The organism is Anaerobiospirillum sp. NML120449, from assembly GCF_023051105.1.
Taxonomy (GTDB): domain Bacteria; phylum Pseudomonadota; class Gammaproteobacteria; order Enterobacterales; family Succinivibrionaceae; genus Anaerobiospirillum.
Window position 1 is genome coordinate 75,548 of record NZ_JALKIL010000016.1, and the last position, 15,718, is coordinate 91,265.

General features: G+C 50.5%; 6 protein-coding genes. 4 read left to right on the top strand and 2 right to left on the bottom strand.

The features are described from left to right. Positions 1–219: 219 nt before the first annotated feature. Both tsaA and rcsF read right to left on the bottom strand, forming a co-directional pair. Complete coding sequence (gene tsaA, locus MXE41_RS06425; RefSeq protein WP_246978963.1) at positions 220–933, bottom strand: tRNA (N6-threonylcarbamoyladenosine(37)-N6)-methyltransferase TrmO; 714 nt, start codon at positions 931–933, stop codon at positions 220–222. A 339-nt stretch (positions 934–1,272) separates the two neighbouring features. Further along, positions 1,273–2,046, bottom strand: coding sequence for an Rcs stress response system protein RcsF (gene rcsF, locus MXE41_RS06430; RefSeq protein ID WP_247099902.1), 774 nt, complete (start codon positions 2,044–2,046; stop codon positions 1,273–1,275). Positions 2,047–3,102: 1,056 nt separating this feature from the next. Here rcsF and glgC point away from each other — a divergent pair. The 4 genes from glgC to MXE41_RS06450 form a co-directional block, all read left to right on the top strand. Continuing rightward, positions 3,103–4,350, top strand: coding sequence for a glucose-1-phosphate adenylyltransferase (glgC, locus tag MXE41_RS06435; RefSeq protein ID WP_348647417.1), 1,248 nt, complete (start codon positions 3,103–3,105; stop codon positions 4,348–4,350). 1,046 nt (positions 4,351–5,396) lie between these two features. Next, entirely contained in the window at positions 5,397–6,851 is a 1,455-nt protein-coding gene (gene glgA, locus MXE41_RS06440; protein WP_247099904.1) for a glycogen synthase GlgA, read from the top strand. Between the two features lie 1,669 nt (positions 6,852–8,520). After that, entirely contained in the window at positions 8,521–9,390 is an 870-nt protein-coding gene (locus MXE41_RS06445; RefSeq protein ID WP_247099905.1) for a CatB-related O-acetyltransferase, read from the top strand. A gap of 1,251 nt (positions 9,391–10,641) precedes the next feature. Beyond that, positions 10,642–15,718 (top strand): hypothetical protein (locus tag MXE41_RS06450; protein WP_247099906.1); only part of this gene is annotated, 5,077 nt, incomplete at its 3' end.

Below are 15,718 nucleotides of genomic sequence, written 5' to 3' on the forward strand. Positions count from 1 at the left end.
GGACTGCTATGCATTGCCCTGCCACAGCAGGCACTGCTGGGCCGTACTCATGTACCTGCATAACGGTGCTCTGCCCATACCCACCCCCGTGCCCATGCACTTCCCCGGCTGAGCCATGACGTATCCGTGCTGGGCAAGAAAAGGCCGATCTATGGGGGCCTTTCCATGGCCTGACATGGCTGTGCCTGCAGGTTTTTGCAGGCTTTGCAGCTTTTTGCATTAGAGGTGTTCGGTGGCCGTTTCCGGTGGGAGGATGTCCAGGACGGTTACGGTGTTGTCGGTGACGCAGAATTTGATGTTGTGGCCCAGCAGCAGGGCAAAGTATTCCTTGCTGTCAGTCTCTCCCTTGTAGGCAGGACGCGGGTCCTGGGAAAGTATCTCTACCAGCAGCTCACGGTCGAGGTTGAGGGAGGTTGCACGTAACTCTGCCTGTGGGGTAAAGACCACGTCTTTGAGCTCAGGGGGCTCAGGGGCAAAGCCGCTGCGGGCATCGGCTATGGCATCAACAAATGGGATATAGGGTTTGATATCGAGTACAGGGGTGCCATCTACCATGTCTGCACCCAGTACATGCAGTACCGTGCGTCCTTTGCGGTTTTCAATATGGTCAAGCTCCAGTACGGAAAGACCAAGACGGCTTGGTCTGAAAGGAGAGCGTGAGGCAAAGACACCTACTCTGGTATTACCACCAAGGCGTGGGGGTCTGATCATGGGACGGAAGCGGTCTACCTGTATGCGGTCAAATACAAAGATCACATGGATGTGACTGAAGCCCTCAAGGCCGGTTACTGCCTGAGGATCACTGTATGGGGGAAGCAGCTCAATTTCGCAGTGTGCCTTGCGGGCAAGGCCCGGCTGACGGGGAACGGCAAACTTCTGACCGTAAGGAGTCCTGATAATGCCCACCGGTTCAATGTTAAATGAACTTTCCATAAGGAAAATGTTGCCCTCAATGACGCAAAGGGCCCCGATCCTGTAAAGACCGGAGCCCTGACAGCCCCATGGAGGGGCTGGAACAAAAATCTGTGCCCTGATATCAGCTGTGGCCAGCTGATTTCAGGGCATGACAGTCAAGTCAGTCCTGGGAAGGCATTCATGCCTGCGTGCCGACACTCATACGTACCAGCATTCGCGCATGCTGTTAATTGCTCCACCCTGTCGGGTCAGCCTGAGCTGCAGCTGAGCGCAGCAGGCAGACAGCAGGATGGCTGCAGGGCCGGTCTGCCTTGCCTGTCTGACCCTGACTGTGACTTTGAGGCATCCAGGATGAGCTTAAAGCTCAATCTTCTCGATGCGGCGGCCAAAGCGTTCTCTTTGTGGCTGAGGCTCTGGCTCAGCTGGGGTACGGTCCCATGCAGGCTTACGGATAAAGCGTTCCTGCTGGACAGGAGGAGCACTCTGGACAGCCTCCTGAGCCGGGGCGGCTGATGCAGCTGAAGCGTTCTTTGCAGCCTGAGCGGCCTTTCTGGCTGGCTGAGCAGCATCAGAGGCCTGCTTTGCTGCAGGGGCAGTGTATGCTGCGGCAGGGCCGCCGATTGGTTCGCTTTCACCTGATGGGATGAAAGCACCGGCTGGAGGGGTCTGCTGGCCAGCATCATGGGTGGCTGCCAAGGCTGGCTCTTCTACTTTTACCGGGGCTGGACGCTTTGGCATTTCACCCTTGGCATTGGCTACCTGCAGAGCCTCGGCATAACAGGTTACGGATACGTAACAGGCCTGAGTCTTTTCAAGGCGGATGCACTTGTTGAAGATAATACCGTTTGCCCCCATATCAGCTGCCTGAATACGGGCATCAGTGCGGGCCTCGCTTTCACGGGCAATGAAGTCATCAGGATCTTCCTGACAGGCAAGACCGGTTACCAGGCCCAGGGAGCGGTACTTATGCTCCAGAATGCTCTCATTGGTATAAACCTCAACACGGGAAGGCTTGGCATATTCCACAAAGTTCTGAGGATTGAGGTTTGAGTCAAAGGAGACTTCCTGACAGGCGTTAAGCATTAAGGCTGCCGGTACCATTAAAGCGGCAGTCAGCATAGACTTCTTCATAGCAAAAAAATCCCGGAAAAATAAGGCTGGCCGGCCCGGCTGATACAGGCCGTCACGGCTCCAGATGCAGTGCAGCAGCGTCATAAAACGCTGCAGTCTCTACTTCAGATGTGAATGCCAGACGGCAGAAACACCCGGATAATACCGAAAATAACCCTCTATCATACCTGATCTTGTACTTTCAGATAAACCACCAGATCAGCCCTGTCTCTTTAATCCCCATCTTGAGGCCCCACAAGCTCCCGGACCTGTACCTGCCTCATAGTTCACCCTGATCTCAAAGCACATCCCGCCTCAGAACCATAACCAGCCTGCCTCTTCTCCCATAACCTGCAGGCCAGCAGACCTGCAGGTCAAGGCACTGGCCGTAATCTTAGCCAGAGTAATTAGACATTGCTTTTGACTGTTGAAACAGCCCCAGTCCCGGTCATTGCCATCCGCCATAGCCAGGGCGACAGCCATAACCATAGTCGTAATCGCAGCCATTGCTATTGCCCTCAGCCATTGCCTCAGGCACTGGTATTGGTATGGGGCTTGGCACTGCAATTGGCATGTGCATGGGCATGGGCATGGGCACTGGCATAACCTCAGTCATCCGCCATTTGCATAGCCATGGCAATTGCCATGGTCATGGCTGTCTGCCATGCCATGGGCATCATCCCCGGATGTGGACTTGGTCATCAGTAATCCACAGAGCTGTGCGCAGTACAGACGGAGCTGAGGGGTGATGGGATAACAAAAGTTGCAAAGTGAGATGCAGCCCCCACTTTCGGGCCGATGTGGCCTGTGAGGGTACCGCTTAATTGCAAAAGTGAGCCCTGTATCATATTTGCTGTGGGCATTTTTTCTTATCCTATCAGATGGCCGCATGGCAGTGAGTATGTTCACTGTCATGGCTGTTATGACGCTGTGCGTCCTGATCAGTCTTTCTGCATCTTTCTGTGTTCTTCGGAAAGTGTCCTGTATCTGTACTGCAGTGCTGACTGTCTGTGTTCAGCAGTACTGACTGTCCGGCAGTAAGACCGTCATTTTTGAGTACTACTCTGGAGGATTGTTATGTCCGGTGTAATGGCAATGATACTTGCAGGTGGCGAGGGCACCCGTCTGATGCCTCTTACCAAGCCACGCTCCAAACCTGCTGTACCTTTTGGCGGAAGCTACCGACTTATCGACTTTGTACTGAACAACTTCGTTAACTCAGGCATTCTGCGTCTGTTTGTTATCACCCAGTACAAGTCTCAGTCTCTGTACATGCACCTGAAAAACGGCTGGACAGTTTCCGGTATTCCAGGCTGCTTTATTGACCCTATTCCGGCCCAGATGCGTACCGGCAAGGAATGGTACCAGGGTACAGCCGACGCTATCTATCAGAATCTGACCTTCATTGAAGATCAGTACCCGGACAATGTCTGTGTCTTCGGCTCTGACCATATCTACAAGATGGATATCCGTCAGATGCTTAACTACCACTCTGCCAATAAGGCTGACCTGACCGTATCAGCCATCAGACTGCCTGCAGCTGACTGTGCCGGCAACTTCGGTGTGATTGAGGTTGACCAGAGTGGCCGTATGATTGGCTTTGAGGAAAAGCCTGCCGTACCAAAGGAGATTCCTGGCGATCCGGGCTACTGCCTCGTATCGATGGGTAATTACATTTTCCGTACTCCGGTACTGGCCAACGAGTTAAGAGTAGATGCCGAGGACCAGTCATCCTCCCATGACTTTGGCAAGGACATCATTCCAAAGCTGTTCCCAAGAGGTAATGTCTTTGTCTATGACCTGTCCAACAACGTCATCGACGGTGAGCCAAAGGAGGTTTACTGGCGAGATGTAGGAAGCATTGATGCCTACTGGGATGCCCATATGGATCTGCTCAAGGACAACGCTCCTTTCTCCCTGATGAACGTCAAGTGGGCCCTGCATACTTTCTACCCTCCACTTCCACCGGCACACTTCTCTGATACTGCTCACAACCAGTCTCTGGTCTCCCAGTCACTGATTTCTGCAGGCTGTAATCTTGAGGGTGCCCGCATCAGCAAGAGTGTTCTGGGCTTCCGCTGTGAGGTACTGGACGGTGCTGATGTTGAGGAGTCGGTATTTATTGGTGATGTAAAGATTGGTGAGGGATGCCGTATCCGTCGCGCCATTATTGATCGTGGTGTGGAGCTGGCTCCGGGCTTTACTCTGGGCTACGACCCTGAGGCTGACCGCAAGCTTATCGATCCTGATGACAATGGCGGCGTAGGCATCTCATCAGGTGGCATTATCGTTATTCCTAAAGGCATGAAGCTGGGCTTTAACTAACCACCCAGCCAGCCCGGCCAGTCCAGCCTGCAAGGCAGGCATCCAGACCTGCCAGGCAGGCAGCCTGGCGGCCTGAGCCACAGGCATGGAGGTCCGTCCGGGACCCCTGTACCTCTGCTCCAGCGGCAGCCCCGGCGGCAGCGACAGCCGGAACACCAGACCAGCATGTGGTTAGCCTGTGGCTCAGCCATGGAATACTATCCAGCTGTGCATAAGCCACAGCCTGAGCCCAGGCTGGCCAGGCCACTGCAGTCCAGAAAGACCAGTACAGTCAGATCAAACAGCAAAATTGCTCTGTGCCCTCACCTGGAAACAGCAGCCGTCATGACTACAGGTAATGGTAATGACAGGGCAACCATACTGCGTATAGCAGCAGTTCCAGGCGCAGCAGCCGCAGGCTATACAGCTGCAGGTTATGCCACATCAGTCAGCTGTAGCTTTGCTGGCAATGCTGCAACCTCCTTACGGAGTGTAGTTTCAGGTCATGCTCAGCAGCCAGCTGCAATGCAGCTGCTGCCCAGCCCAGCCCAGCCCAAGGCAGGGCATCCAGCCTGAATACATGCGCAGGTCATGCCACGCAGGCCATGCTGCACAGGTCTTTCGTAATGCAGTCTCGTGACATGCTCAGCAGCTATCTGTATTGCAGCTTCTGGCAATGGCACAGCCTGCTGACACTGTGCAGTTGCTCTTGCTTTTGCACCTGAGCGCATGTGCCTGTGCACATGCATGTGATCATACGGCGTTATTGAACTTGTGCACGAGCGTCAGGTATTGCGCTGTTGCCGGCTGCAGCTGCTGCCATGAGGGCAGCTGAGCAGTTGCAGGCTGTGACGCAATTATGTGCCCAGAACCATCAAAAAGAATTATCAGGACATAGGTACTGATATAATGGGCACGATAACAGATTTTCAGGGCACTGTGTGCCCGGGCAAACAGACAAAGGTCAACGCAGGACTGTCCCATGACTGTTCCTGATGAACAGCCCGGCTGTTGATGACAGGCTTTTATTAGCCTCCTTATGCAGAAATTACAAGGAAGGTGACTTTTTGAACATCATATTTATCTCATCAGAAGTTGCAGACGTTATTAAGACTGGTGGACTGGCTGATGTAGCTAAGGCTCTGCCAGCACAGCTTAAGAGCAATGGGCACAAAGTCCGTGTCATCATGCCATGCTACAGCCTGATCAAGGGTGTCGAGAACTTCCCTGTCATTGGCAAATCCTCCCTGAACAAGGGCACTGACCGCCAGATTGACTACCATATCCGCTCTACCACCATTGGTGACGGTCTGGAGGTATGGCTGCTCGACTGCCCTCGCTACTTTGACCGCACTTCCATCTACGGCGACAACAACCAGGCCTACTGGGACAATGGCGAACGCTATGCATTCCTGGCCGCCGCTTCTCTTGATGCCACCAAGACCATGGACTTCAAGCCGGACATTGTTCACTGTAACGACTGGCATGCCGGTCTGACCCCAATGATCCTGCGTATCAAATACGGCGGCGACAAGTTCTTTGATCTCACCCGCTCTATCATCACCGTGCACAATGGTGCTTTCCAGGGTGTCTTCGACCGTGGTCAGATCTACCTCGTTCCTGAAATCTGTCAGGTCTACAACGACATGATTTCCCAGGGCACCTACATCAACTTCTTAAAGTGCGGCGTATTCTACGCTGACAAGATCACTACAGTATCGCCTGGCTATGCCACCGAGCTGACCACCTACCTTGGTGGTCACGGTATGACCCAGAACTTCCTCAACCGTGCAGCTGATCTGGTAGGTATCATCAATGGCTGTGATTACAGTGACTGGGACCCTGCCACTGACAAGCATCTGAACATACGCTATGACCTTGATACCCTTGAGGAGAAGATCCTGGGCAAGTACCTGCTGCAAAAGGAGCTTGGTCTGCCAATGGGTGACGATCCTATGTACGGCATGGTGGCCCGTCTTACCGACCAGAAGGGTGTAGGTATTCTCATGCCTATCCTTGAGGAGTTCTTAAGACACCGTGTCCAGATCGTTATCGAGGGTACAGGTGATCCTAACTTTGAGCGTCAGATGCACGAAATTGCTGCCCGTCACCCTGACAAGATGGTGTTCCGCTCTGTATACGATAATGCCCTTGCTCACAAGATTGAAGCAGCATCTGACTTCTTCCTCATGCCATCAGTATTTGAGCCATGCGGCCTCAATCAGATGTACTCCCTTGCCTACGGAACAATCCCTATTGTTCGTGGTGTAGGTGGTCTGCGTGACACTGTAACCAGCTATGACAACGATCCTGAAAAGGGCAACGGCTTTATCTTCTGGGACCCTAATTCCGAAGAGCTGCTCAGCTGCCTGCGCCGTACACTGATCTTCTACCTTGAGGATCCTGTCGAGATGGACCGCATCCGTCGCAATGCCATGAAGGTACGCTTCAGCTGGGCCGACTCCTGCATCAAGTACGAAAAGCTCTACGCTGATGCCCTGACCAAGCCAAAGTGGTGGTAAGGCCACACAGCAAAGCACACGGCCTGAACGGCCCGGTCCCATGACCGGGCCCCAAAGGCCCACAAGGGGCTGCCTGCGGGCAGCCCCTTTTGCGCTCAAATCCACCACATTTAATCCAGCCCCATCATCCGTCCCGGCCAGCTGACCGGAGGGACAGCATGTCAGGAAGGTCCATACCTCCATAAGGTCACCAATGTCTCTCTGCCAGTCCGGTAGGCGCAGACGCCCATCCCGTCATTAAGGGCTCTGATGAGTCTGAATGTGTATCCCAATAATGCTGCTCAGCACGTCCACTTGATCTGGGCAGCCCCAGTACAGTACCTGCCAGTCGCCCACTGTCTGAACAGGATGCACTGATCTGTACAAAGTATGGTCACGGCAGTAACGCAAGACCCTGCCTGGCAATGTCAGTACCAGCATTGTGAGCACACTCCCGGCTGAGGTAAGTAAGGCAGAGGTATGCCTTACGGACATACCTGCGGCAATACGCAGACAGGAACTGCGTTTTGAGCTTAAATGGCAGGTCATGGCTCATGCTGTCAGACAAGTAACAGAGCAAGGGCAAGTCCTGACTGATTGATTGCCTGTCTGCATGCCGGTCAGTTAATTTGCACGTGATTTTTAGCGAATGACAGGTTCAGCCAGGTAACTGAAGAGATGGCTGGCTCGAACTGCACAGAGGAGTTATAGCCTGCCTGATTGAATGACCGACTGAGTGACTGATTGATTGGCCTGCTGACTGGCTAACCGGCTCAATTACCTGCTCCCCGATTGATTGCCTTGCTTGCCTTCTTACTCAATGCGTAAGTGAGCGAGTGAATGATTGAGTGGGGTGACCGGAGATTGACTTGTTCGGTGATGTAGAGAGCATCTGAGTGAAGTGATGTTGAGCGTGAGTGTTGGTATGAGTATGAGGCTTTTCCAGAGGGAGGCTCTGCTCCAGAGGCGGGCTCTGTGCCTCTATGGTGAGCGTTATGACATTAAAGATGATGTCTGGTGCCCGTAGATGATGCTGATGCAGACGCTACAGCTTATGCAGAATGCGCCTGTTCACACTGATTGCTAAGGCTATGAGCCATGATGCAAGGATGTCCAACTGTGGCAGTGCCCAACGAAGCTCGCGACCAGAGCATACGACAGCATGGATGATGTGCCGGGTTTATCTCGTCAAACGTTTCGCTTTACAAAGTATATTAGAACACTACATGTCCGGATATGGCTGTGCCATGAAATGGCATAGAATGACATGTCTTGCAGTGCTGTTATGAAATGCTTTATGGCCAGACAGTTGTCAGACAAGTAAATCATAACCAGTCACTGATACGGTTAACTCCTTGACCATCAAAGTAACCAAGGGGACTCCTGGCACAACCTGGCGCGTCCCTGCATATCACATAATTGAGTGAATGTAACTGAGCTGGTCTACCTGAAGCACCTGATTTAGATGGCCGATCTAAGCGGTGGCATCTCAGTCTACTAAATATTTTAGAAAGTATCAGACATTTGGTTTTGCAGATGCCTCGACATTGCTGTTGTCTCATACAGATTTGCCGCAACTGCTGCCGATGCAACCGGTCAGTGGCAGGATGCCGTCTTTGTCCTGGGCAACTGTCCACTTGCCTGAACTGTCAGCCCACTGCTCTAAAGCTCCAATGAATAAGGAATTTGCATGTCCATAGAAATAATTAAGGCTGCTACTCTTGAAGAGAGTGTGCGAGCCCGCATCGCGCAAATGAACCTGGTGATTCACAAGGATGTAAAGCTGGCCCGTAATCTCAGATTCCGCAGCCCTGCCTTTCTGGGTGAGGGTGTAACAGCTTTCCGCCTGCAGATTGATGCCTATTCCTACATGGAGCGCAACTCAGTAGCCATGGCTACCACCATAGGACGCTACTGCTCTATTGGTCATGGGGCTGATCTTGCCATGGGCAAGCATGATTACACTCATCCTACTACCTCACCTGCCTTTTACTTCAATGTCTTTTTCATGGGGCACTCAGGCAAAATCTCTGAGCAGCATCCACTGGTTCTGGCCAACAACGGCATCAGCAATCAGGTCCATATTGGCCACGATGTCTGGATCGGTGCCCACGTCCGTATACCGGCCTCAGTCACCATTGGCCATGGTGCAGTCATTGGCACAAACACCGTAATAACAAAGGACGTACCACCTTATGCCATAGTAGTAGGTGGTGGAGAGCACAGCTCTCAGCGCATTCTCAAATACCGCTTCCCTGACGAAGTTATAAGTGACCTGCTGGAAATCAACTGGTGGGATTACGACATACCTAAAATGATTACCGCCGGCATCAAGGTACCACGTGACAATGTCAAAGACTTCATTGCTTTCTTCAAGAACGAAGACAGAGACAAGCTCATCCCAATCTCTGAGCCATGGCGCCTGCTCTGCACAGCCTCAGAGAGCAAGGTATTTGTCTTTCCGTCAGAGCCTGACACCTTTATGGACTTCAACGCGGTAGAGATAGACGACGCCACCGGCAATGCCATCCGCCTCTTCGTAACCGACATGGAGCTCTAACCGCCCAACACCACAAGGCCAGGAGCCCCGCCATCCACCGCCCATAGCCACACAATGAGAAACCAGTTCCAGCCCGGCAATACCCACAATCCTGGCCAAAGAAAGGCCCAAAAGGGCCCCAAAACCACTTCCACAGGATAAAACGAAGTGAAGTGGTAACAAAAAACACGAAACATGTACCATGTAAAAACCGTGTGTACGCAAAAGTATTTTTCAGTTCACATTACGCTGTTGCAAAGATATGCTTTTTAAATTTATCTTTTTTGAGCACCCTCACATGTCTGCGGCCGTTCCTGAATACGCGTATGCATTCGATATGCGCTATTCTGGCAATATCGGGTGTTTGCGTTAATGTTCTGTCCCTTTCTTTCCGTCCTGGATACACGGGGGCAAACAGGAATCAAACAGAAAGCTCAGAGCCAAGTCTCTAAGTATCTGTATCCCTTTGCCATCCCCGGCAGTTGTAAGATGTCTCCCCGACATCAACGTGCTGCAAAGCCATTCCAAATGACTTTCAGTACAATCTCACAGAGTTTCCCAAACTCGGTACCATCCCCTTCCTTTAGTCAGTTACAGTCTTAAATCAGGCATAAATACCAGCAGCTGCAACAGCTGTTGAGCATAACCGTGCCCGACCGGTCAACAAACATACTCATGCCCACATCAACAGGCACGAGAACCCTACATAACATCCCATCTGCAAGACAAACCTAACACCACGGCTGCCATGCACTGCCATGCAGCTCGTGCGGCCACATTTTGCGGAAACAAACAGGTGCGCCCAATGGCACGCTTTACAAAAGATGTTATAAGACCACTCCAGCAAGACTGAAAGCCACTCAGATCAGACCATCCCAAGACACAAAAAGGATTTTTCTACGTCCCTTATTGCGTCCAGAGTATGGCCACAAACTGAGCAGGCAACCTCCTGAACTGACTACGCCTCTGGCATCTTTATGCCATTTCATATCACTAAAAAAGCAATCTGGTACCCGTGAGAACCCTTGCAACAGCCAAATGGTCATACGCCGCCAGTACACCGGCCTTGACCATCATATCCAGTAAGGTTCCTCAGGAATAAACCTCGAACCACCCTAACAAAAAACAAAACGCCGACTGCACAGCCATGCTCAATCAAGAGCACGCCCGCAGCCGGCGCCGGACCGTTCCCGAAGTGAAGCGGTCCAGACCTGCCAGGCAGCGCCTGCGCAGGGCCCGGACAGGACACACTTCAAACAATTCAAGAAACAGATGAAACTTTCTAACAACGCCATCAAGTTCCTGATGGCTCAATATCGTGCAATCTACAAGAACGCCTACGTAAAGGGCCTCGCCACTGCCGTCATCCTGACCTCAGCCCTGGCCGCCGGCCAGGCTCATGCAGCTAACCTAGCTGCTGATTTAGGCAATATTTCTACAGCTGGTCCTCTTGATATCGATACTTCTACAGCTACCTTTACCTCGACACCAGATCAGGCATCTTACACATGGAATGCTGATGTTTTATCAAAATCCAACAGTGGCGGTGCTAACAGCATTACATCTAATAAGGCCGGCGGTGTGACCCTGACCGGAACAGGATCATTAACTCTTAATCACACCACAACACCTACTGAGATATTCAAATTTGCAGGCGCTGCCTCAGATAAATCGCTAACTGTAAATATTGGCAAAATCGATGTTAAAGCCGGTGTTCTCGATATAGCCAGCGATGCTGCCGGTGCTGTAAAGGTTGGCGCCAAAACTATTGATATTGGCGGAACCGAGGGCAAGGCTGCAAAGGTAACCTTTAACAAAGGCTCAACTTTCGGTATTGACCTTGCTAAAGCTAATCAGTCCACACTGAGCACAATTACCTTAAAGAAAGACGGATCTATTGAGACAGGAACCCCAGCTGGTACAGAAACTAATACCATTAATGCTGCTGTGTTCAACGTCACTGGTGGTACATTAAAACTTAATGCAGCTTCAGCAGACCACGCTACTAAAAACATTGCAGTTACATTAAATATTGCCTCTGGCTCAATGAGCGAAGGTGTATTCGATGTAGGTAAGAATGATACCTTGACCGTTAGCTTCACCGACCACGAAATCGGCAAGAGCGGTAGCACCACTGAGAATCTTGAAAAAGTCTTCGAGATTAAGAAAGGTGATATCAAGCTTGCAGCTGACTCCAAGTTAGTGTTCTCTGGAGCTGCTACTGCAAATGGCGTGGTTAAGATTGACGCTGCCAACACAACATTCAGCACAGCAGAAGGTGCTCTGATTGTTAGTGGTAATGCAGGTTTATTAACAACAGTTGACAACCTGAATACTCTGGCAGGCAAGATTGCAACCACTATCAGTGGAGGTGCTCTTGATCTTGGCGAAGATGATCTTGATCTTACTTCATCTGAAAACAAGCTTAACATTGGAGCAACTGGTTCAAAGGGAGGCTCTGTAGGCTTTGGCGCTGACTCTACCTTAAGAACCACTGGCACAGTTACAATAGCAAAAGACCTGGTCAACAATCAGGCAAATACCATTGAAGCTGGTAAGGTTGCTCTTAACAGTGCGGATGGAGACAAGTTTAAAAAGTCAATAATTGTTGCTAATAACAGTCTTGACCTTAAGAGCAATGCTAATTTCTCCGGTTCTAATGCCAAGATTAATTTAGGCACACAGTCATTCAATACCATCACCAAGAGCGCTGACTACGTCGCAATTGAAAAGCAGAATCTGAGTAATGCAGAGAAGAATGAAAAGAGAAAGATTATGCTTTTACAGCATAGCGGTACTATTTCCTCTACTGCTGGCAAGGCTCTTACTCTGAGTGAAGGTGCCGTTCTTAATATCGAAAACGGCTCATGGAATGCTGACACCAAGATTACTCTTGGTGGCAGTGCAGCAGCAAGTAAGCTCAACATCGGTGATCACACCAGTGGTGCAGCTCTTCTGAGCTTTGGTACTGGTGGTGCCCTTGATGTCACCAGCGGCGACATTGTAGTCGGCAGTGGCTCTGTTGGCACACCATATTACGCAGAGCTGGATCTGACCAGCCTTGCTGATGACAACCTCAATCTTGCCAAAGGTACTTTAAAGGCCGGAGTAAACGGCTTAATCAAAGCCAAGGCAGGACAGTTATCAAAGCTTGTCTCTACCAACTTTGGAACCACAATTTCCAGTGGTGGTACTCTTGCTTTAACTGGTGATGCTGTTCTTGATCAGTCAAAGATTGCTACTACTGCATCAGCTAATAAGCTTGCATTTACTGGCGGTGCAAGCAATCTGGCAACCTTAAAGGCTGACACTCTTACAATCACAGCTGCCAATAACACTGCATCTGCAGCTGCTGTAGATATTGGCGCATCAGGCGCTATCCTTGCTGGCACTCTTACCCTCATTAATGAGGTTGATAATACTCAGAAAGACTTCCAGCTGGATTCAGGCAACTTTACCGTATTAAGCAACCTGTCTGCCGATGGCACATCAGGTCTTAAGCTGACTCTTGGTAAAGAACAGACTGTATTACAGCTGGGCAACCTCGTTGCTGATGGTCAAAATGCTTTCAAGATTGACCCTGAAGCTTCACCATCTGGCAACACAGTTGAGTACGATGTTGATGTAACTGCTAACGCCAAATTAAATGTACACTCTGGCCAGTGGGAAATAGGCAATCTGACTCTTACTTCTGGTGCTGCAACTATCGGTAAGGACAGCAGCGGCAGTCCTGTAAAGGATTCCGATGGCAATATCATCGGCTCCTCCGTCAAGGGCAACAAGCTTAACATCAGCACCAACGGTACTTTCAAAGTAGTTGAGGGCTCTGAAGCCTCATTCAAGGAGTTTACTCAGGCTGGCACCACAACCACCATCAATGGCAAGATGCATGTAGATGGCAAGTACTATGAGCATATTGCTGATGACCAGACAACAGCTGGAACAAATGAGTACCAGAAAGAAAGATTTGGTCTTGATATTACTGGTACAGTAGCTGTTTCAGGTTCTGACGCTGTGCTGTCCTTAGGCAATGCAGGTTTACAGTACATCACAGGATTTAAAGAGCAAGATATTGCTGGTAACAAGGAAACTGTAGTTACTACCAAGGAAAGTGACGAGACCTCTGGAACATATCTGGATGCAATTTCCGGTAGCGGCAAGATAACTCTGACTGACTTTGCTACTCTGAAGCTTGATCTGAGTCACTTAAAGAATAATCAGTTCACTGCCTCTGAGCTATCTGCTATTCGTAAGGAGTTTACAGGCTTAGACAAGGCTGAAAACAATCAAGGCTTTATCGAGCTGGTTGGTGGATCTCTGTCAGGTGCTGGTGTTACCGCTGACAACACTATTGATATCAAGGACCTTACCAAGTTCAATGATTTCAAGGATATCAAGGTTGATAACCTGATGAATGCTCAGGTTACTGGCATTGATCAGAACAACAACCCTGTTATCAGCCAGAACGTTGGCAGCCTGAAGGCTGATGGCACTACTACAGCTTCAATTGGTCAGGCTACCTTAAACAAAGCTTTGCCATTAACTTCAGGTGGTGAGGCTCACTTTGCCGTAAATACTGATGGTAAGGACCTGAAATTAAATGTTAAGGGCGGCGGTTACCTCCACCTTAACAATGGCGGTACTGCAGGCGAAGTAAAGCTTGCAACTACCACCTCTGGTAAGACTCAGCTTCTGGTAAGCGGCGGACAGACTCAGACCGTTATTGATAAGGTCTCTGGTGCAGACAACAGCTACATGGAGCTGGTTTCTGGTGTAACCAAGATCAATAAGGGCCTGACTGTTTCCTCCATGAACACTGCAGCTGGAACTGAACTGACCTTTGGTGACTTTGCTAACGGATTTACTCTTACCGATGAAAACTCCGTATCTGAGTTTGAAGGCAATGTTAATGTAAATACCGGTCTTACCAATATTTCCGGTACTGCTGTTTTTGCCGGCCAGAAGAACTTCTTCAAGAATAATGCTAACCTCGGCACTGAAGCCTCATTCCTCAATGGTGAGACTGTATTTGACAGTGTACTGAATGCCAAAAAGGCTGAGGATGGCGTTTACATTCAGAAGAATGCTGTAGTTACCGTAGAAAAAGGCGTTGTTTTAGGTGCTAACACCCATTTTGTAGTTGGCGCTGATAATGAGTATGCTGCTGATGGCAAGACTGTTGTAGAGTCCGGCTCTACCGGTTACCTCAATGCCAAGTACTTCAAGCTCAACGGCGGTGTTCTGATGGTCGATCCTGAATATGGAATGAAGACCTCTGTTGCTGCAGTTGGAGCCTTTGCCGAGGCTGGTCACTGGCTGAGCAAGGACGTAACTGAAGCTAACCTTGGTACCATCGACGGTAAAGTAATTCTTGGTAAGAACTCTGCCCTGGGTGTTGAAAAGGACATCAACGTTGCAGGTGTTCAGAACTTCATCTCCACCTACCAGGATGCTAACGGCTCCCTGTCTGAAGATGGCGTATCCAATGTTCTCTACCTCAATGGTAAGGTAACTGTTGCAGCTGGCGGTCAGATTGTTCTTGATGGCCACACTCCATCTGAGACCCTTTTCAGTAATGTAGAGAATAACAAGTACGGCTATAAGAAGGATGAAGCTACTCCTTTAGTAGCTTCAGACCTGTACCTCGGTACCGGTTCCGTACTGGCTCTTGATAACCGCGCTGTAAATGGTGCTGTTCACTTCAACAAGGACAGTGCCACTATCTATGCTCCAGAAGGCGAAAAGGACAGCCAGATGGGTAAGATTGTTCTGGCCGGTGATCAGTTCCTGAACAGCCGTAACATTACCCTGTTTACTGCCGGTACTACTGCTGAGGGCACCAAGGCTTCCAATGTTGAGGTTCTCGGTGCTTCCGGTGGCAAGGGCATCCGTGTTGAGTCCATCAACGGTCTGATGTACTTCACTCTGAATGTTGGCAAGCTCGATGACAATGGCTACACCCTCAAGCTCGACAAGGAGCGTGTTGCCACTGCCTTTACCGCAGCTTCAGAGCCAATGAGAGACTTCCTCATCGGTTACACCGCTCAGGACAAGAACTGGTATGACGTTGCCAACGCCGTTGACGGCGCTAAGACTGAGGTTCTGCTCGGTGAGGTTGCTAATCCTATGATTAGCGCAGATAAGGGAACCATCGCCTACTCAGCCGATGCTACTGAAGAGTTCAAGCAGGCCAACCCTCTGAGCAACTTCGTAGCCGTGAACACTGGTACTGCTGAGGCTCCTCAGTATGTAGCCTACGAGAAGGCCTACAACGGGTTCCTCGAGGACGTAGTACGTAACACCAATGGTGCTGATGCTGACCGTGTAGGTCGTATGGCTGCCTTCGGTG